General features: G+C 52.2%; 16 protein-coding genes, 1 pseudogene and 1 other annotated feature. All 17 genes and pseudogenes read left to right on the plus strand.

All coding sequences use genetic code 11. The features are described from left to right. Nucleotides 1–142 precede the first annotated feature (142 nt). A complete protein-coding gene (dtd, locus tag AC1DWB_RS17475) occupies nucleotides 143–583 on the plus strand; it encodes a D-aminoacyl-tRNA deacylase (protein WP_477542362.1) in 441 nt (146 codons plus the stop codon). 79 nt (nucleotides 584–662) lie between these two features. Next, entirely contained in the window at nucleotides 663–836 is a 174-nt protein-coding gene (locus AC1DWB_RS17480) for a hypothetical protein (RefSeq protein ID WP_477542363.1), read from the plus strand. A 138-nt stretch (nucleotides 837–974) separates the two neighbouring features. Further along, on the plus strand, nucleotides 975–2,669 hold the full coding sequence (locus tag AC1DWB_RS17485; RefSeq protein WP_477542364.1) for a coproporphyrinogen III oxidase: 1,695 nt from the start codon (nucleotides 975–977) through the stop codon (nucleotides 2,667–2,669). Between the two features lie 94 nt (nucleotides 2,670–2,763). Then, nucleotides 2,764–3,615 carry an AraC family transcriptional regulator gene (locus AC1DWB_RS17490; RefSeq protein WP_477542365.1) on the plus strand — a complete coding sequence of 284 codons (852 nt, stop codon included), beginning with the start codon at nucleotides 2,764–2,766 and terminating at the stop codon, nucleotides 3,613–3,615. 151 nt (nucleotides 3,616–3,766) lie between these two features. After that, nucleotides 3,767–4,105, plus strand: a complete 339-nt coding sequence (locus AC1DWB_RS17495; protein ID WP_477542366.1) for a metal-sensitive transcriptional regulator — start codon at nucleotides 3,767–3,769, stop codon at nucleotides 4,103–4,105. 20 nt (nucleotides 4,106–4,125) lie between these two features. Beyond that, nucleotides 4,126–4,326 carry a copper chaperone CopZ gene (gene copZ / locus AC1DWB_RS17500; RefSeq protein ID WP_477542367.1) on the plus strand — a complete coding sequence of 67 codons (201 nt, stop codon included), beginning with the start codon at nucleotides 4,126–4,128 and terminating at the stop codon, nucleotides 4,324–4,326. Nucleotides 4,327–4,422: 96 nt separating this feature from the next. Then, nucleotides 4,423–6,648, plus strand: coding sequence for a heavy metal translocating P-type ATPase (locus tag AC1DWB_RS17505; protein ID WP_477542368.1), 2,226 nt, complete (start codon nucleotides 4,423–4,425; stop codon nucleotides 6,646–6,648). A gap of 17 nt (nucleotides 6,649–6,665) precedes the next feature. Continuing rightward, nucleotides 6,666–7,487 (plus strand): hypothetical protein, encoded by an 822-nt coding sequence (locus AC1DWB_RS17510; RefSeq protein WP_477542369.1) that lies wholly within the window; start codon nucleotides 6,666–6,668, stop codon nucleotides 7,485–7,487. Between the two features lie 217 nt (nucleotides 7,488–7,704). Further along, complete coding sequence (locus AC1DWB_RS17515) at nucleotides 7,705–8,313, plus strand: nitrite reductase (protein ID WP_477542370.1); 609 nt, start codon at nucleotides 7,705–7,707, stop codon at nucleotides 8,311–8,313. Between the two features lie 202 nt (nucleotides 8,314–8,515). Further along, a complete protein-coding gene (locus tag AC1DWB_RS17520) occupies nucleotides 8,516–10,087 on the plus strand; it encodes a HEAT repeat domain-containing protein (protein WP_477542371.1) in 1,572 nt (523 codons plus the stop codon). Between the two features lie 505 nt (nucleotides 10,088–10,592). Further along, nucleotides 10,593–11,643 (plus strand): annotated as a pseudogene (locus tag AC1DWB_RS17525) (DUF7005 family protein). Nucleotides 11,644–11,887: 244 nt separating this feature from the next. Further along, nucleotides 11,888–13,834: an FAD-dependent oxidoreductase gene (locus AC1DWB_RS17530; protein ID WP_477542372.1), complete on the plus strand. Its 1,947-nt coding sequence runs from the start codon at nucleotides 11,888–11,890 to the stop codon at nucleotides 13,832–13,834. 166 nt (nucleotides 13,835–14,000) lie between these two features. Beyond that, on the plus strand, nucleotides 14,001–14,666 hold the full coding sequence (locus tag AC1DWB_RS17535; RefSeq protein WP_477542373.1) for a dienelactone hydrolase family protein: 666 nt from the start codon (nucleotides 14,001–14,003) through the stop codon (nucleotides 14,664–14,666). 477 nt (nucleotides 14,667–15,143) lie between these two features. Beyond that, nucleotides 15,144–15,406 (plus strand) — a binding site (T-box leader). A 64-nt stretch (nucleotides 15,407–15,470) separates the two neighbouring features. Continuing rightward, nucleotides 15,471–16,721, plus strand: a complete 1,251-nt coding sequence (gene hisS, locus AC1DWB_RS17540; RefSeq protein WP_477542374.1) for a histidine--tRNA ligase — start codon at nucleotides 15,471–15,473, stop codon at nucleotides 16,719–16,721. 10 nt (nucleotides 16,722–16,731) lie between these two features. Continuing rightward, complete coding sequence (aspS, locus tag AC1DWB_RS17545) at nucleotides 16,732–18,513, plus strand: aspartate--tRNA ligase (RefSeq protein WP_477542375.1); 1,782 nt, start codon at nucleotides 16,732–16,734, stop codon at nucleotides 18,511–18,513. Between the two features lie 43 nt (nucleotides 18,514–18,556). Next, nucleotides 18,557–19,318: a tRNA threonylcarbamoyladenosine dehydratase gene (locus tag AC1DWB_RS17550; RefSeq protein ID WP_477542376.1), complete on the plus strand. Its 762-nt coding sequence runs from the start codon at nucleotides 18,557–18,559 to the stop codon at nucleotides 19,316–19,318. A gap of 153 nt (nucleotides 19,319–19,471) precedes the next feature. Further along, nucleotides 19,472–20,797 carry a replication-associated recombination protein A gene (locus AC1DWB_RS17555; RefSeq protein WP_477542390.1) on the plus strand — a complete coding sequence of 442 codons (1,326 nt, stop codon included), beginning with the start codon at nucleotides 19,472–19,474 and terminating at the stop codon, nucleotides 20,795–20,797. Nucleotides 20,798–20,924 lie beyond the last annotated feature (127 nt).

Genomic DNA, 20,924 nt, shown 5'->3' on the forward strand with positions numbered 1-20,924 from the left:
AAGTCATCTCGTCACCGCTTCTCTTACTCCGCCACTGTGGGCAGATCCTTTTCGCGTTGGTAAGGTGAGAGAAGAATAGAATGGGGCGAACAAGCCCACTCTGTATTAAGGATTTCGAGTAGCAAGGGAGTAGAGACACAAAATGAGGGTTGTACTACAGAGAAGCAAAGAGGCGAAGGTTACGGTAGAGGGCGAGGTCGTGGGCCGCATAGAAAGCGGGCTCGTCCTGCTTGTAGGGGTGACGCACGAGGATACGGAGCAGGATGCACGTTACTTGGCCGACAAGATAGCAGGATTGCGTATCTTCGAAGATGCAGATGGGAAGATGAACTTATCGCTGCTGGACGTGGGTGGTCAAGTGCTGTCTGTGTCGCAGTTCACTCTGTATGGAGATGTGCGCAAAGGCAAGCGACCGAATTTCATGGCTGCTGCACGTCCGGATCAAGCGGAGCCCCTGTATGAACAGTTTAATGGCATGCTGCGGGAACACGGAGTAGATGTGCAGACGGGGCGCTTCGGCGCCATGATGGATGTCGAGCTGGTCAACTGGGGACCTGTGACGCTGGTGGTGGATAGCAAGTAAGCATATTACGTTCGTTTTCTGGCGATACTAAACGCATTAGTTTCGTGTATCCACGACAGTAGTCAAGGAGTAACCGATCATGCGTCAATCGAAGAAAGAAACGACATTGCTTCAAGCGGAAAATCGCCTGCTACAGAACGATGCCTACGAATCATTCGGCATGCACGGCGCCTCCTTCGCCATGGAAAGCGCTCAGGAGTGGGCGTCCGGTTCGGCCATGGTGAAGCAGTCGCCACGCAGGCCCGTGCGCTAATCAGTCAGGTTGTGCGATTCCGAATCCCCTTCCTTCCCCGGAGGGGGATTTTCATTTGTGTTCCCGGAACGGTTTTTACTAAGACGCGGCTGTGTTAAACTGAAGCATAGAAGCAACAATGGGTGGAGGTAACTTGAAATGAAAGCAGAAATCGTTCAAGTCGGGTTTGATGGATACCGGATGGACATTTTTCATACATGGAAGTTGTTTTTTGAAGATGTGGAGCTGGTGTATGCGGGTGATGATGTTGATGTAACCCGATCTGATGATGAGAATGCTGAAGCGAATGCAGCAAGTACACCGGAGTGGCGAATGACGATTGGGCTCGAACGAGATTGGGGCGTGAGTGGAGCTGGAGCGGGGAACATTACCGCAGAAAGTAGTTCCTCATATGCCGATGGGCTTCATGATCAAGTTGACGGATTCGTAACAGCGGCTATAGCTCGGGTCACACTCGAAGCGCTTTCTGATGGGAACGACCCTACTGCTGACACAATACGCTTCACGCATGTCGAGTCCCGCAAGCTGCGCACTCATAGCTCCGATAACCAGGCTCGCGAGATAAAGCGGACCATTCTTTCAGCCCTGTTAAGGGTGTTGGAAGATGCGACCGGCCAGGAGCAGACATGGGGGGTTCTCACAGGCGTACGCCCGACCAAGCTCATGCATAACCTTCTTAAGAAGCACGGCCGGGAACAGAGCATCCGATTGCTGCAGGACGAATATTTGCTGACAGATGYGAAAGCCGTTCTACTCGCAGATATTGCGGAAAGGCAGCTCAAGGTCATTCCCGATCTGTTCGAGATGAATCAAGAGGTGAGCATATACATCGGCATTCCGTTCTGCCCGACGAAGTGTGCATATTGCACATTCCCGGCCTACGACATTCGGGATAACAAAGGTTCGGTCAACTCTTTCCTAGACGGGCTTCACCACGAAATCCGCGAAACCGGCACTTGGCTGAAGCAAGCAGGTCTCGGGATCACGACGATCTATTGGGGAGGCGGAACGCCAACGAGTATTACCGCCGAAGAAATGGACGCGTTGTTCGTCACGATTCAGGAGTCTTTTCCAGCGATGGATAAGTTGCGGGAGCTGACGGTAGAAGCCGGCCGGCCGGATACGATTACGCCAGATAAGCTGCGCGTCATGCGCAAGTGGAACGTAGACCGGATTAGCATCAATCCGCAGAGCTTCACCCAGCTTACCCTGGACAAGATTGGCCGCCATCATACAGTCGACGAAACCGTCGAGAAATTCATCCTGTCACGTGAGATGGGTATGGACAATATTAACATGGACCTGATCATTGGCCTGCCGAATGAGGGTATCACTGAATTCCAGCATACGCTGGACGAGACGGCGAGGCTGCTGCCTGAGTCGCTGACCGTGCATACGCTATCGTTCAAACGGGCCTCGAAGATGACCAAGAACCGCGATCAGTACGAGGTAGCGGAGCGTGACGAGATTGGTGATATGATGAAGATGGCGAAGCAATTTATGGACGAGAACAGCTATGTGCCTTATTACTTGTATAGACAAAAGAACATGCTGGGCAATCTCGAAAATGTCGGCTATTCCCTGGAAGGCCGCGAGAGCTTGTACAACATTGTGATGATGGAGGAACGGCAGACGATCGTCGGGATCGGCTGCGGCGCCGTCAGTAAAATACTGTTCCCTAAGGAGACCGATTCCGAGGGAGGCGAGCATCAAAAGCTGGAGCGTTTCCCGAATCCGAAAGATCCGGCGATCTACAATCAGGCCTACAAGGAATATTTAGACAAGAAGCTGAGGTTGTTGAATGAGGCTTATGGTCAACCAGTGCGTGGATAGATGGAAGTCGGTTGGACGTGAGCTTTAGGGAATCGGATATACAATGGTATGGTTAGCGGGGCCATGTGACCGTGACTATTAAAGGGGAATCTCAATGACCAAGTCGAGCCCCTCGTGGGCGCATTTGCGGAATGTAATTGCCAATGTGCAAGTGTCCTTATCCGTGGCGGCCTATACGAAAGTGAATATGAAGTGGCGACAATTTGACTTCGTTCCGGATTTTTGCCGGTTCTATTACATCGTAGAAGGGGCTGGCTGTCTAGAAATCGACGGAACCGCCTATTATCCGCAGCCTGGGCAGCTGTTCGTCATGCCTTCCGGCGTGAAGCAGTCGTACTATGCAACTGAGGAGAACAACGCCTTCGGCAAGCACTGGTGCCATTTTAACGCAAAGATCGGAAACCGGGATTTGTTTCTACTACTCGGGTTGCCCATCTTCATTACACCGGATGATCCTGAGCGTCTGATCGACCTATTCAAGCAACTGAAGATGCATTATGAAAGTGAGCATTTCACGGCCATTATCCATCAGAAGTCCGTATTGCTTGAGATTATTGCGCTTTATCTGGAGGGCGCGTTCGCCGCATACGGCGGTAACCGGATGATGAACGGACAGCATCGGATCCAGCATTTGCAGACCGTGTTGAATTACATCGAGAATCATTTGGACGAGCCGATATCAGTTCCAGATTTGGCAGAATTGGTCCATTTTCACCCGAACTATTTCATCCGTCATTTTCATGAGTTGGTCGGAATGTCACCCATTCAATACATCAATCATCTGAAGATGGAAAAAGCGATGCAGCTGTTGCTGGCCGAAACGGATCTTCCGATTTCCGATGCAGCACGTTCGGTCGGGATGGAGCTATATTATTTCTCCCGCCTGTTCAAAAAGCACGCAGGATTGTCGCCAACCGAATATCGAGAGCTGTTCAACCGAGCATGATACGAGCCTTAGATTGAACAAAATAACATTCAAAAGCCCATTGTGGCTTTTTCTCTCTTGACAAATATACGGTATGGGGGTATAGTAATTATCAGAGGTTGACATACCCACTAGGGGTATAGTACATTGATCTCTAAGAGGTGATAACGGTATGGATCATACAGGTAACTTGCACGATCAAGATCAGGATTGCTGCGCCACTGAAGGCGGGGAGAGGAAGAGTCACCATTCGGATAAGCTGAAGGCGAATCTGGTTACTCGGCTCAACCGTATCGAAGGACAGATCAGAGGCGTGAAAGGGCTTATTGAGAAGGATACTTACTGCGACGATGTGTTGAACCAGATCGCTGCAATTCAGTCAGCTTTGAACGGAGTCGGGAAGTTATTGCTCGAAGGACATATGAAGTCTTGTGTAGTTGAGAAAATTCAAGCCGGGGACAAGGATATTATAAATGAGCTCATGGTCACGGTTAATAAATTAATGAGATAACGAATAGGAGGCATATTATTATGCAAAACATCGATTTGAAAGTGGAAGGCATGTCCTGCGGACATTGCGTGAACTCGGTTGAAGGTGCGGTCCGTAATTTGGGCGCATCAGCCAAGGTTGATCTGGCAAGCAAGAAAGTTTCCGTAGAGTTTGATGAATCGTCTGTATCGCTGCAGGCGATCAAGGATGCAATCGAGGATCAAGGGTACGACGTAGTGTAACGGTGCGCGTGGGAGTCGCCGGTATGGGGCTCCCTTTTTTACAACTATTTATATACCCTATGGGGGTATTGTATCAACAAGAATGAGGTGAGCAAGATGAAGAACGAAATGACCAACCAGCCCGAAGAAACAACACTGATTATTACTGGGATGACTTGCGCCGCATGCGCCACTCGGATTGAGAAAGGGCTGAACAAGCTGGACGGCGTGTCGCTCGCAAGTGTGAATCTGGCACTGGAATCGGCGCATGTGGAATATAAGCCAGGGCAAGTGACGATTGAAGATTTGATTCGCAAGGTCGAGCAGTTGGGGTATAAGGCTGCACGTAAGGATAAAGGGGTTAACCAAGCCGAAACCCGACGTAAGGATATTCAGAAACATAAGATGAAGCTGCTGATTTCCGCGATATTATCATTCCCGCTATTGTGGGCGATGGTAGGGCACTTCTCGTTTACGTCCTGGATTTGGGTGCCTGGGCTGTTCATGAACCCATGGTTTCAGCTAGTACTGGCTACTCCTGTACAATTCATCATCGGCTGGCCTTTCTATGTGGGAGCATATAAGGCACTCCGTAACGGCAGCGCTAATATGGATGTCCTTGTAGCTCTTGGAACGTCGGCTGCTTACTTCTACAGCTTGTATTTAACGCTGGAGTCAGTGGGCGGGCATATGCATCAAGTCGATATGTATTACGAAACAAGCTCCGTTCTGATTACGTTGATTCTGATGGGCAAGCTGTTCGAGGCATTGGCGAAAGGGCGTTCTTCGGAAGCGATCAAGACGCTAATGGGCTTGCAAGCCAAAACCGCACTAGTCATCCGTGAAGGTCAGGAGCTGCAAGTGCGAGTAGAGGATGTAATCGCTGGAGATATCGTCGTTGTGAAGCCAGGTGAGAAAATACCGGTCGATGGTGAGGTTGTGGAGGGCAGCTCCTCTGTAGACGAATCGATGCTTACGGGCGAAAGTATTCCGGTTTCCAAAAGCGCAGGCGACTCGGTAATCGGGGCAACGTTGAACAAGTACGGCGTTCTGTGGATTCGAGCAACGAAGGTAGGGAAGGATACCGCCTTGGCGCAAATTATTAAAGTCGTGGAGGAAGCACAGGGGTCGAAGGCGCCAATTCAGCGCATTGCCGATGTGATCTCGGGTATATTCGTACCGATCGTTGTAGGGATTGCGATTGTAACGTTCCTCATCTGGTATTTCGCCGTCGATTCTGGCAATTTCGCAGGAGCACTGGAGAAGGCAATTGCTGTGCTGGTCATCGCTTGCCCTTGTGCGCTTGGACTAGCTACGCCAACATCGATTATGGCCGGGTCGGGGCGGTCAGCGGAGCTCGGCATATTGTTCAAGGGCGGTGAACATCTGGAGGCTACACACCGGATCAAGACCATCGTATTGGACAAGACGGGTACAGTGACCAAAGGCAAGCCAGAATTGACAGACATCGTAGTAGAGGCACAATGGAACGAAGCCGAACTGCTAGCTTGGATCGGTGCGGCTGAACGTAATTCGGAGCATCCTTTGGCGGAAGCGATCGTGGCCGGTGTGCGGGATCGGGAAATTGAATTGCCGTCAACGGAATCATTCGAAGCCATACCTGGATTCGGTGTCAAAGCAGTCGTGCAAGGGAACGAGCTTCTTGTTGGAACGAGAAAGCTGATGGCCCGTTACGATGTTGCGCTCGCAGCTAGTGTTGAGGCGGACATGAATCGGTTGGAAGAGCAAGGTAAGACCGCGATGCTTGCAGCGGTTAACGGGAAGCTGGCGGCAGTAGTGGCTGTAGCTGACACATTGAAGGAAACATCGAAACAAGCGGTGTCCCGTCTACGGGCCATGGGGCTGCAGGTCGTGATGATGACCGGTGATAATGCACGGACGGCTCGTGCTATCGCAGCAGAAGCAGGCATCGACGAGGTGCTGGCGGAAGTATTGCCGGAAGGCAAGGCTGAGGAAGTGCGGCGATTGCAAGGTAACGGGCAGCATGTTGCCATGGTCGGTGACGGCATCAATGATGCCCCGGCACTAGCAACAGCTGACATCGGGATGGCCATCGGTACTGGCACGGACGTGGCGATGGAAGCCGCCGATGTCACCTTGATGCGCGGTGATCTGAACAGTATCCCGGATGCCATCTTCATGAGCAAGAAGACGATGCTCAACATTAAACAAAATTTGTTCTGGGCGCTGGCCTATAATATGATCGGTATTCCGATCGCGGCTGTCGGATTTCTTGCGCCTTGGCTGGCTGGAGCAGCGATGGCACTCAGCTCGGTATCCGTTGTATTGAACGCGCTCCGTCTGCAGCGCATCAAACTTTAACCCTGGAGGACGAAACGATGAAACGATTATGGGTGTTACTGCTAGTGTTCAGCTTAGTTTTGGTGGCAGCGTGCTCGAAGTCAGGTGGGAGCAGTACGAATGGACATGGCGGGCACGGGGAAGCCACAGGCGCCAAGGCCGAAAAGCCCGACACGACCAAGGCAGTCTGGAAGCTATCGAACGATAAGCCGCAAGCGAAGGTGAGTACGAAAGTGTCCGTGACGATCCAGGATGAGAAGGGCAACGCGATTAACAACTTCGATCTGAATCATGAAAAGAAGATGCATCTCATTGTCGTTAGCAAGGATCTATCCTACTTCGACCATATTCATCCGGAATATAAGGCGAAAGGCTTGTTCGAGATCGATACGCAATTCCCAGCAGGCGGCGAATATAAGCTGTTCGCCGACTATGTGCCGACCGGCGGCTCGGCAACTACGAAGAGCAACTGGATTAAAGTCGAAGGAGCTGCACAACCAGCGACGGCCATCACTCCAGACAGTCAGTTAACGAGAACCGTGAATGGCAAAACCGTCACCTTGTCTTACGACCATTTGATGGCTGGGATGGACGTTAATCTGACATTCCATATCGTGGACGAGAAGACGAAACAGCCTGTAACCGATTTGCAGCCGTACTTGGGAGCCGTTGGGCATGTGGTGATCTTAAGCGCGGATGCCGAGCAATACTTGCATGTGCACCCGACCGAGGAGAAGGCCAAAGGGCCGGATGCGAAGTTCATGACGAAGTTTCCCGCGAGCGGCGTGTATAAGATTTGGGGTCAGTTTCAGCAAAACGGGCAGACGTTCATTGTGCCTTTTGTCGTGAAGGTTCCTTAATTGGGGCGAGGAGCTGGGGCAGCTGTAGTGCGGAAATTCCGCGTTAATGGCCCTGAAGGAAGGCGTTGGCAAAGCTGTTGTAAGTTTCACATTTCCGTTATTCCTGTACTACTATCATATATTTGTGATTGATTCATACTTTTGATCCCGTCGGGGGTAGCAATGTTAACTTTAGGAGAGGAATAGGAAAGCCAAATAGGGCAGGGGAGGAACAAGGATGAAGCTAGCGGTTGCGCCGAGGATTAGTGTGGGAGGGAGTTTGTTCACAGGGGAACAGTTGAAGGCGATAGAGTCTGTTCTTGGGGAAGAGGACAAAGTAGAGTTCACAACGTTCAAGCAGCTGTATATCGAAGTGGAAGAGGCACAGGCGGAAGAAGTGAAACAGGAGCTGCTTTCAGTGGGATTGGAAGTGTATCCGGCTGGGTTTTTCTCCAAAAATCTGATTGCTTGCAATTTCTGCAGAGGTGCAGAGGAGGCTGGACTAGCAACAGCAATGAAGCTGAATGAGCTTGTGGCTGGACTGGTTGTTCCGAATCCTCTGAAGATTGGGTACGCTGGCTGTGCGAATGCAACTAGTGAACCGCTGTTCAAAGATATAGGTATCGTGAAGATGAAGGTAGGTTTCGACATTTACTTAGGTGGAGAGGGGAAATCACTCAAAGCTTCAGTCGGACGGTTGTGGAAAGAGGGTGTGCAAGAGGCCGAATTGTTCGAACTGGTGTCCGGATTGATTACGGATTACCAGCAGAATGGGCGGAAGAAAGAGCGTTTCTCACGATACGTCGAACGGGCTGGGTCGCTTAGGAAAGAGGAGATCCCTGAGTGAGTAATAGATTTGTGATAGCTGTAACTATTGTGTAGCTATTCGCGCATTAGAGGTTAGTTTTGTGCAAATTGAGGTAAGCTTCTTCCATTTTGATTTCCATGTCCAGTCTTTAAACTAATAGATAACATCCTGTTGGATGAAACCTATTCTAGTCTGGGGTCCCCGGAACCTTATATGGGGCAAAACATGGAGGGTAAGCACAATGACGGGTAATAAACAGTTACTGACAGACGAACAGATGAGTCAATTCATTACGGAAGGGTTCCTTATTCTGAACACCGACTTTTCCAAACAATTTCACGATCAACTGTATAGCAGCTTGAGCGAGGTATACAAGAGCGAAGGGAACCCCGGTAACAACTTGTTCCCCCGCATTAGGGAGCTTAAGACCGTCTTCGACAATCCGGTTATAACCGGGGCCTTGACCAGTGTTCTCGGAACCGGGTATATGATGCATGCCCACCGGCATGGACATTACAATCATTCGCCGAAACCCGGCAATTGGCATAAGGACAGCTATTGGGGATATAAGCGGATGCGTAATCATCGACCTTGGTGGGCTATGATTATGTACTTCCCGCAGGATACACCGCTAGAGCTTGGGCCGACTGGTGTGATGCCAGGGTCGCAATATCATGAAAGCCGCACGTTCGCAGCGGATGATAATCCAGAGGAAGCAACAGCGGCGGGCGCTGCCGGGACATTCGCACTGATTCAATACGACATCTGGCATCGTTCTACGGCCAATTTGCTAGGTCGAGAACGCTTCATGCTCAAATTCGAATTTATGCGCACCCAAGCACCAACAGCGCCAAGCTGGGACAATCAACAATCGGAATGGACCACTCCGGCCACCTTGTCACCCTCGATCCATTCGCACGAAGTGATCTGGCGCGACACTTGGAACTGGCTGTCTGGCCGATCAGGGGATGTGCGGGCGAGTGATCTGGTTGCAGCTGCTAGTGGAGTGCAGGAGCAGGCGAGTATGAGTGAGCAGGCAGGCGCAGTGCAGGAGCTGATCGCGCAGCTCCAAAGCGATGACGTGCGCGTGCGCACGTGGGCGGCCGACCGACTGGCGCTGTCGGGCGTCACCGAGGCGTCGGCGGCTTACGACGCCACCGTCACCGCCCTCGCGCAAGCGCTAGAGGGCGGATACGAGCCGGCGGCGCTGAACGCCGCCTACGGGTTGGCGCGCCTAGGCGGCGCGCCTGCAAGAGCAGCGCTGCTCAGCGCGCTGCAGCAAGGCTCGCGGCCCGCGTCGCGCGCGGCCGCGTACGGCTTGACCGCCGCCGGCGCGTCGGCGGTCGAAGGGCTGCTGGCGGCGCTGGACAGCGGCCAGGAAGATGCGGCCGCGCTAGCGGCCTTCGCCCTTGGCGAGCTGCGAGAGGCGGCGGCAGCCGCCGTGCCTGCGCTTGCGCGCCAGCTGCGTGCGCACGAGTCAGAACGCGTGCGCTCGGAGACCGTCGATGCGCTGGGGCGCATCGGGACGCCGGCCGTAGCTTGCACGGCAGCCTTGGCCGGCAGCCTGCAGGATGAGAGCACGCAAGTCCGGTTTATGGCCGGACTTGCGCTAACGATGCTCGGCGCCGCAGCCGATGATGCCGTTCCGGCGTTGGAAACGGCGCTCGACGACGAGAACCGGTACGTCCGAGCCCATGCCGCTGAGGCGTTGTTCTACATCGGCACAGAGCGGGCGAAGGATGCCCTTTTCCGGTTCCTGCGCTTTTCGCGCTGGTGCCCGAGTACGACCCCGGCCAGTACTTTTTACCCTTAATCGAACTTATATTTAGAAATTCAGAGGCCCATGCATAGTGCATGGGTCTTCTTTCGAGTAAAACTACAGTTTTTGGGGGCATTGCGGACATAATGAGGCTGTCGATTAACTGTGGACAAGAGGAGTGGAAAGTGAAAAAGAGGACCCCAGCGAGTTTTGGCTTGAACCTCCATACCGCAAAATCCCTTATACAATCAAGGAGGTTCAAACAAGATGTTTGAGCTCTCGGGGGCCCCACAAAGTACTCGGCGTTATCTTCAGAGCTGATCTTCACTTTGTGGGGTAAAGCGTAGGGGTCCTTTTTCACTTGGAGCGGCCGTCTTAGCCCCCATCATCCATGGATTCTTAATCAAAGATTTAGTCAAGCTTTAACTAAACTTTAACGCAGATAAAGCAACAATACTTTAAAATAAATTTATAGTCTTGATGGAGTGATAAGCCAATTTCAGATCAAGAATTTCTCTGCAAACTTGTCTGACCCAATGGGTAGGAGGAAGGAGCGTAAATGGAAACCAATAGCCTAAGAGCACATGTCCTCCATTCGCTAGGAGCGAACGAGGCAGAAACAGAAGAGTTGCTCGCGTACAACGAGAATCGGTTCCGATTCTCGTTATCGGATGGGCAAACGTTGCCCCTTGCCGACGAGCCCTTTGTCCAAGCTTGGCGAAGTTACGCAAAAGAGGCTGAGTCGAGAGGCTTGTTTCCTGTACTTCAGGAGAAGCTCGTGCAACTGCAATTCCCAATCCGCGAGGGAATCAGTGGTGATGAATCATACAGGTCCGCTACGCTCAAAGGCATATTGCCTTTACCTGAATGGAACTCAGAACTCCTCCACCTTGACCGACCAGATCTGCTCACGTTGCAGTTGTATCCGACTCCTGCTGGAACGATACCAATCCTGATCAGCCGCTACCGGGACGATTTCGTCAAGCTGGTGCAAGCGTTCACAATGCGCAACGAACCTAGACCCGTACCACAGTCACAAGGGGCGCCAGGCGGACGAAGCTGCATGGAAGGAAGAGTTTCGCAGCCTTATTCCGCGAACGCAGTTGTATCGCGATCGGTTTATATTGCTTAACGACGGACCGTACAGTGCGGTTCCGGCCAAGGACATTGGATTGGAGGATGCGGATTGGCGCAACAAGTCGCTAGTTATTCGCAGAGAGCACGAATGTGCGCACTATTATACGTCGCGAGTCCTTGGGTCCATGCAGAATCGAATGCTAGATGAATTCATAGCCGACTATGCCGGGATCAAGGCGGCAATCGGTAGTTATCGAGCGGACTGGTTTCTGCGGTTTATTGGACTAGAGAATAGTGGAGATTACCGCGCAGGAGGCAGGATGACGAATTATCTAGGCGAACCGCCTTTGTCTCACGGGGCCTTTCGTATTTTGCAACAGGTGATACGACTCGCAGCACACCATCTGGAAACGTTCGATCGTACGAGTGAACATTCACATGATCTCTATGCAGCAATAAGGACAATAGCAGGTCTTTCGCTAGAAGAACTGGCATCGGAGGAAGCCTTGGAACGGTTGCAGGCATTACCCTAGCAGGGCTTGAAGATGGAAATCGAGAAGTGGATGCAAACGGATGGACGTAGGATGATCGAGGAATACGAACCAATTACTTGAAATCACGATGAGCGTTGGCGGATTCGATTGAGATGAAATAGGTAAAAGTCTGCCGTAGCAGACGTTTTATTCATTTTTGACCCGGAATATGGTACACTTCAAGGGGTCGACTTAGTGGTAAGTCGGACTTGTTACGTATTTTTTTACGATTAGGATGGGTGAGATGGCAGCAAAACGTCGCATGAGCAAGGAATACAGAAACAACGTACTTTTATTTGCAGGATTAGTATTGATTGCCGCGTTAATCGGGGTATGGGCGTTCTTCTACCTGACATCGGACAAGCAGACGGTAGGCGATCCCAAGGTGCTGGAGAAGGTTGAATGGGTGAAGCAACCCAAGGACCAGTATGATGTCATCGTCGTCGGAACGGACCCGGAAGGCATCGTGGCCGCTGTTTCCGCTTCGCGTAATGGGTTGAAGACGTTGTTGGTCGACGGACGCGATCGCGAGATTCTAGGTGGACTTATGACCATAGGATGGCTGAACAGTTTGGATCACAATTACGATTCGGACAAGAAGGGTATATTGCCTGGAGGCAAGGATGATATTTTGAACAAAGGGCTGTTCTCGGAATGGTATAAGCAAGTCGAGGGCGATTCCTTTGATGTGATTACAGCTGCCAATGCGTTCAATAAAATGGTAAAAAACGAAAAAAATATTGACTTATATATGAAAGCCAAAGCTATGGATCCGATTACGGAGGACAGCTCGGGTGGCATGAAGCAAATGACTGGTATCGCGATTACGAAAGCCGACGGCAGCAAGATGACCGTCAAGGCTAAGACAATCATCGATGCTACTCAGGATGCTGATCTCGCTGCTGCTGCAGGCGTACCGTTCACAATTGGCCGGGAAGACTTGGGCGACAAGGAAGCGCGGATGGCGGTTACACTCGTATTCCGACTGAAGAACGTAACACCGGCCGTATGGGAACAGGTGAAGAAGCATCTGAAGAATGACGGAAACGATGGTACGGATGCGAACGAGTTGAGCGCGTGGGGATACGGGGAAATGCAGCAATACCCCGCTCAGAACAAAGAGCGCGTCAAGATGCGCGGATTGAATATCGGTCGTCAGAACGATGAGACTTTACTGATCAATGCGCTGCAGATCTTCGGGATCGATGGTCTAGATGCGAAATCCCGTGCCGAAGCGTTCGAGATCGGGAAGAAAGAGTTGCCTTACGTGGTGGAGCATATGAAGAAGCTATATCCGGAATTCGCCGGTCTTGAGCTGGATGGTACTGCGCCCGAGCTATATGTGCGGGAAACCCGGCATATGCAAGGGGAGTATCGGTTGACGATGGTTGACGTGATGGAGAACAAGGATCAGTGGGACCGCGTTGCACTAGGTTCCTACTCCGTCGATATCCAGCGTATCTCACCGACCGATAATGGGGCTGTCATGAGCCATCCGCAGAAGTATGCGGTTCCGTTCCGCAGTATCGTGCCCCAGAAGGTCGATGGCTTGCTCGTCGTCGGCCGCTCGGCCAGCTTCGATACGCTGCCGCACGGAAGCGCACGGGTCATCCCTGTCGGGATGGCTACGGGTGAAGCGGCTGGCGCAGCAGCAAAACTCGTTATCGACAAGAAGGTGACGTTCCGTCAACTGTCTGCCTCGAAGGAGCAGATTGTGGAGCTACAGGATATGCTGAACAAGCAAGGTATGGATTTGAAAGCTTATACGCCTAAGGCGCAAGCATTCATGCAGCATAAGGCCTATGAAGGGCTGAAGACTGTCGTCAGCATGGGACTTGTGATCGGCGGTTATGACAATAGCGGCTTCAATATGGAGCCTGCGTCCAATCCGCAGCGGATGGTTAATCTGATGCAGGGCGTGAAGCGGGTACTTAAGCTGTCCGGCGATGCGACTCCTGCACTGGCATCGGTACAGGACCCTGCTAAGGCGGCGCTTACGCTCGATCAGGCAGCGCTGACTATAGCGAAGGTACTCGGCTTGAACCCTACAGCAGCTCAAGCGGTGCAAGAGCTGCAGACAAAGGGTTACCTGAAGAAGGAAACCGTGGACGGTATCGCCGACAAGGCGAAGTTGAACAACGGTGATACGTACATGATGGTACGTGACGTGAAAAGCAAAGTGAAGCCGTAGGATAAACAGCCTTCTTGTGCTCTTGAGCCAGGAAGGCTGTTTATTTTTATTCATGTTCATACATGTAAGAGACCGGTTATTTAATGCTATCCTGCTTCCGTCAAATTGCTTATAGTAAGAAGTATACGAGTCCATTGTTGTTGACGAGATAGAGGAGGATGCAGAGATGGCTTATACGTTGAGTACAACTGGGGAACCGATTCAACTGTTTGATTTGTTGGAAGGCTTGGACAAGGATGCACCGTTAGTGGAAAAGAAGGCAAGATGGGCGCAGAGATCGCAATCGATTCGTGCATCGGTTGAACAAGCGCTTGGTCCGTTCCCGGAACGGATCGTGCCGCAAGTTACACTGCTAGATAAGCAGGAACTGGATGGCATTGTACTGCAGAAGCTCGAGTATGCGAGCTGGGACGGCGATCGTGTACCGGCGTATATGCTCGTTCGTCCGGATATTCAGACAGCGGGTGCTATCGTACCTGACATCATGGCCCTGCATCAGACCGTATCGCAGGGGAAGGACGAAGTTGTCGGCTTGTCTGGTAGAGAGGATTTGAAGTTCGGTTGGGAGCTTGCCAAACGCGGCTATGTTGTACTAGCACCGGATGTTCTGAGCGCGGGTGAGCGCATCTATGAAGGCAAGCAAGCGTACCAAACGGCGCCGTTTCAGGAACGTTATCCGGAATGGTCGATGATGGGGAAGATGATATACGACCACCAGTTGGGTTTGGACGTCTTGAGCCGGATGCCTACATATCCTTGGTGGGTGTGGGCGCGCACTCATTTCCATCGTACGCACGCCAAGCCGCGTATGCGTGGTTGGATCGTAAATTGAAGCTTGGATAAACCGCTTTCAGCATTGTAATGAAATTGTAATCTTATTTTCATTCTGGCTTAATATTGGGCGGCTATACTAAATCTCGACCCCCTTTTAAAATATAGATTCACTTGACAACCTGCGGCTATGCCGCAGGTTATTTTCTTGGAATTATAGAGTTATGGAGTTACGATTCTGAGGATTGATTCCCGGGTTGAGAAGGATCGGCTGGGATAACTGATTGGTTCATATCGGGGGTTGATTGCTTCAAGTGCTGGAAACAATCATGACAGAATAAGTTTCCGTGATCGACAATTCCGTCGAGAAATCCGTCCCTACAAAATACTTCGGACCTGCACTTCACGCAAACGCCTACAAGTTCCATCGACTCACCTCCAGCACACTTAACACGGACTATTAAGTCTATTTTAACACATTTTTCACCGCTGTCCTTGACTTTGTGGCTCGGCAAGATTACAATCTTAACTAATATGTTCGGATTCAATGATGGGAAGAAGTAGATCAGACCCATGCCCCTAGAGAGGAAAGCCCAGGCTGCAAGCTTTCTGGCAATGACTGAGTGAAAGACATCCCGGAGAACAAATGGTGAACGATTATTCTTGCATAGACAAGGAACGATTCATTAGCCATTATGCGTAGGCGGGCGTTAACCGTATTGAAGAGCGTGCCGGGGTGAAAGCTTGCAGGTGCGAATTTGGGTGGTACCACGGGTGATTACATAATCCCTCGTCCCTGACAGTAGTCAGGGATGGGGGATTTTTTGATTTGAAGGCTTGATTCGGGATAGAAAGGGTGGGAACAGTGAGCATTCAGAAACCAAAAGGGACGCAGGATTTGCTGCCAGGCGTCGTAGAGAAGTGGCAGTACATCGAGAATAAAGCGCGTGACATATGCGCCAGATTCAACTACAAGGAAATCCGTTCTCCGATCTTCGAGAATACGGAGTTGTATCAGCGGGGTGTCGGAGAGACGACCGATATTGTCGAGAAGGAAATGTACACATTTCTGGACAAAGGCGATCGCAGCATGTCGCTCCGTCCAGAAGGGACAGCGGGGGTCGTTCGCGCTTACGTGGAGAACAAGCTATACGGAGAGCCGGACATAGCCAAGCTATACTACATCGGCCCGATGTTCCGTTACGAGCAACCACAGGCTGGCCGCTACCGGCAGTTCCATCAGTTCGGGATTGAAGCGTTCGGTTCGACAGATCCGAGCCTGGACGCCGAAGTAGTCGCCATGGGTTACTTGTTCTACAAGGAGCTTGGCTTGAAAGGCGTGCGGGTGGAAATCAATTCGGTTGGTAATCCAGCGGTTCGAGCCGTGTATCGGGAGAAGTTGCAGCAATTTTTTGCCCCGGTGAAGGAACAGCTGTGCAAGGACTGCCAGTCGCGTTATGATCGTAACCCAATGCGTATTCTAGACTGCAAGAAGGACCAGCAGTTCGGAGTTGGCGCTCCTTCCATTCTGGATTATTTGGACGAAGAGTGCTCGGTTCATTTCGCTAAGGTACAGCAGCACTTGACGGACATGGGTGTGGAATACGAGATCAATCCAAGAATGGTACGCGGTCTCGATTACTATACACACACAGCGTTCGAATACAAGTGTGCGGGCATCGGTGCGATCGACACGATCAGTGGTGGAGGTCGCTACAACGGGCTTGTGGAACAAATCGGCGGCGATGATCAGCCAGGCGTCGGTTTCGGGCTCGGTATGGAGCGCGTGCTTCTTGTATTGGAAGCGCAGGGTGTGGATATCCCAGCGGGACGTCCGTTGGATGCGTACTTGATTGGTATGGGCGAGCAAGCGGAAGCTGTCGTAGCTAAGCTGTTGTTTCAACTACGGGCAGCAGGCTTGACCGCGGAGAAAGATTATCAGGGGCGCAAGATGAAGGCGCAGATGAAATCGGCCGACCGCATGAACGCACGTTATGTCGCCATTCTTGGGGATGACGAGCTGGCAAAGGGCGTCATCTCGCTCAAGAATATGGCGAACGGCGAGCAAGAGCAAGTGGAGCTGGACCAATTAGCAACACAATTAACCAAACTTTAGGAGGATCATCATGCTACTCAAAACTCATCATTGCGGTAAATTAGACAAATCCCACGTCGGTCAGACGGTTATCCTGAACGGTTGGGTTCAAGTTCGTCGTGACTTAGGCGGCGTATTGTTCATCGACCTTCGCGACCGGAGCGGAATCGTGCAAGTCGTGTTCAACCCGGATTTCTCTGGCCAAGCGCTGGACATCGCTGACAAAGCGCGCAGCGAGTACGTACTGGCCGTTCAAGGTCAAGTCGTGGAGCGTGACCCGGCTACATTCAACCCGAACTTGCAAACCGGTGAAATCGAAGTTCAAGTGAAAGAGATTGAAATCTTGAACGCTGCGAAGACACCTCCGTTCTTCATCGAAGATGGCATTGAGATCGACGAACAGCTGCGTTTGAAATACCGTTATCTCGACCTGCGCCGTCCGGAAATGCAGAAGACACTCTTGCTTCGCTCCAGAGCAGCCAAAGTATTCCGCGACTTCCTAGACGAGAATGGCTTCCTTGATATCGAGACGCCGATTCTGACCAAGAGTACACCGGAAGGCGCTCGTGACTACCTGGTACCAAGCCGTGTTCATCCGGGTGAGTTCTTTGCCCTGCCGCAATCGCCACAAATCTACAAGCAACTGCTCATGGTGAGCGGACTGGAACGTTACTATCAAATCGCCCGTTGTTTCCGCGACGAAGATCTGCGTGCTGACCGTCAACCTGAGTTCACACAAGTGGACATTGAGACGTCGTTCCTGTCTCGCGATCAACTGCTCGATCTGATGGAAGAGCTTGTAGTTCGACTGTTCAAAGAGACGCTCGGAGTCGACATCCCGCGTCCGTTCCAACGACTCAGTCACGCAGATGCGATGGCCAAATACGGTTCCGACAAGCCAGATCTGCGATTCGGCCTTGAGCTTGAAGATGTATCCGACATCGTAGCCGAATCAGGTGTGCAGGTGTTCGCGAGCGTGATCAAGAAAGGCGGTCAAGTGAAAGCGTTGAACGCCAAAGGCTGTGGAACGTGGAGCCGTAAGGAAATTGATGACCTCGGACCTTTCGCCGCACGTTATGGTGCCAAAGGATTGGCCTGGATCCAAGTGAAGGATGGCGAATTCAAGGGGCCGATTGTGAAATTCTTCAATGAGCAGGAGATTGAAGCGCTCAAGGCTCGTCTTGGCGCTGAGGAAGGCGACCTGCTGTTATTCTCGGCCGACACGAAGAAAGTCGTTGCCGATGTGTTGGGCAACCTGCGTCTGAAGATCGGTCGCGATCTCGGTCTGATCAACGAGAAGGAGTTCAAATTCGAGTGGGTCGTCGACTTCCCGCTGCTCAGCTATGATGATGAGTCGAAGCGTTATGTAGCCGAACACCATCCGTTCACACGTCCGAACGACGAAGATGTGCACTACTTCGACACTGACCCGGGACAAATCCGTGCACAAGCCTATGACCTCGTATTGAACGGGTACGAAGTGGGCGGAGGTTCGATGCGGATTTTCCAACGCGATATGCAAGAGAAGATGTTCGCAGCGCTTGGCTTCTCCAAGGAAGAAGCTCAAGAGAAGTTCGGCTTCCTGCTCGACGCTTTCGAATTTGGTACTCCGCCGCACGGTGGTTTCGCGTATGGGTTCGACCGTCTGGTTATGTTGATGGCTGGACGTAACAACCTGCGGGAGACGATTGCGTTCCCGAAGACAGCCAGTGCAACGGATCTGCTTATGAATGCTCCATCCGAAGTCGATGGGAAGCAGCTTGAAGATTTGTCCATCCGCCTTGCCCTGAAGCAGCCTGCGGCCAAGTCCTAGTAACGGCTCCCTATTGAACGGATGAAGAGGAGAAGGTGAACGTATGCTGCATCAATTTTCCAGAACGGAATTAGCAATAGGTCCTGAAGGTATTGAAGTGATGAAGGGCAGTACCGTAGCTGTGCTAGGGTTGGGTGGAGTAGGCTCAATTGCTGCTGAAGCACTGGCGCGCTCTGGTGTAGGCCGCCTCATCCTGATCGACAAGGACGTTGTGGACATTACGAATATTAATCGTCAAGTCCATGCGTTCCTCCATACCGTCGGGCAGTCCAAGGCCGATCTGATGGAGCAGAGGGTCAAGCAGGTGAACCCTGAGATTGACGCTATTGCGCTGAATATGTTTTATACCGAAGAAACGTACGAGCAACTATTTGCCTACCCAATCGACTATGTGCTGGATGCTTCCGACACGGTTACGTATAAAATCCACATCATCAAAGAGTGTTTGCGGCGTAAAATCCCGATCATTTCTTGCATGGGCGCGGCAAATAAGATGGACCCGACCAAGTTTCAAGTGGCAGACATCTCCAAGACGGAGATGGACCCGCTTGCTCGGGTTATCCGGCAGAAGTTGCGTAAGGACGGCATCCATAAAGGGGTTAAGGTCGTGTACTCGACAGAGGAACCGATGAAGCCGAGAGTGGATGTGACGGAGCGAATTGTTCCCGAGAATGCACCTGATCGGCGCAAGGCTCAACAGCCTCCTGCAAGCAATGCCTTCGTTCCTCCTGTGGCAGGTCTTATTATGGTCAGTGTGGCTGTGAAAGATTTGCTCGCTCGAGCTGCGAAAAAGTCTAAAGCCTAATTTGTTTGTTTCAATGTGCAACCACAGGAGAGCTGTCACTCAAGAGGTGACGGCTTTCCTGCATCCAGGCGGGTATGATATTAGGCAGGGATTGAGGGCGGTAGCGAGAAGGCTGCCATTATGGATATCAACGAGGTGAATTTTAATATGGATATGGACTTATTCTCCAATCACGAATCTTCGAATCCTATCGGTAAACTGTTGGCGGATCGTATGCGTCCACGGACGCTGGAGGAATACTTCGGTCAAGAGTCCATCGTTGGACCTGGCAAGCTGCTTCGGAGGGCGATAGARGCCGATCAAGTGTCTTCGATTCTGCTTTACGGGCCGCCGGGAACGGGAAAGACGACACTGGCGACGATTATTTCCCATCATACCAAAGGGGATTTCGTCCGGTTGAATGCTGTCGATGCTTCGGTCAAAGATGTACGCGAAGTAATCGAGCAGGCCAAGCAGACGAAAGCGATGTATGGGCGCAAAACGATTCTGTTTCTCGACGAGGTGCACCGCTTCAACAGCTCGCGGCAGGACGCGCTGCTCCCGGCAGTCGAGCAGGGCGTTATCGTCTTTATCGGTGCGACGACCGAGAACCCGTTCCACTACGTGAACGGGGCCCTGCTCTCGCGCTCCACGCTGTTCCAGCTGCAGCCGCTGACGCACGAGCACGCGCTCGCCGCCATGCGGCGGGCGCTCGAGGATCGCGAGCGCGGCCTCGGCTTCCTGCCGCTCGCGGCAGAGGAAGCGGCGCTCACGCACATCGCGCAGATGGCCGGCGGTGACATCCGCCGGGCGTTGAACGCGCTTGAGCTGGCCGCGCTGACGACGGCCCCCGATGCGGACGGGACGGTCCGCATCACGCTCGAGGTCGCCGAGGAGTCGATTCGGCGACCTACGGTGAAGGCGGACGAGTCGACGCAGTACGACGTCTTGTCCGCCTTTCACAAGAGCGTGCGCGGCTCGAGCGACGCCGCTCTGTACTGGTTCCTCCATGCCGTCGAGAACCTCGGCATGGACCCGATGGTGTTCCTGCGGCGGCTCATCGTCGCTTGCAGCGAGGATATTGGCCTAGCGAACCCGCAGGCGATGGTGCAAGCGGTGACCGCGATGGACGCGTTCCGCAAGATCGGCTGGCCGGAGGCCAAGTACAACATCGCCCAGGCGATCTTGTTCGCCGTGGAGAGCCCCAAATCGAACTCGGTGGCGATAGCTATTTCCCGGGTAATCGATTCGTTCGAGCGGACCAAATCGGCTGAAGTGCCGCTCCATCTGCGTGATGCGCATTATAAGGGGGCGACACAGCTCGGTCATGTCGGTTATAAGTATCCGCATAATTACCCTGGTCATTATGTGGCGCAGCAATATTTGCCTGATGCGGCGAAGGAAGAACGATTCTTCGAGGCGAATGGGCAGGGGATGGAAGAGAAGATGAAGCAGAACCAGCAGCTTCGTCGGCGCGATGATCGAAATGTGGGTGAGTAGGGCAGACGGTCGTTAGACGACGGCAGATGATGTTTCATTCTTCCGATTCCAGTAATGATGGTTGGACTAGCATGGTGGTTAATGAGAGAGTAAGTAAGCTAGGGGAGTGGAATAGAAATAACGGAAG

The sequence above is a fragment of the Paenibacillus sp. P4_E11 genome, assembly GCF_056401635.1.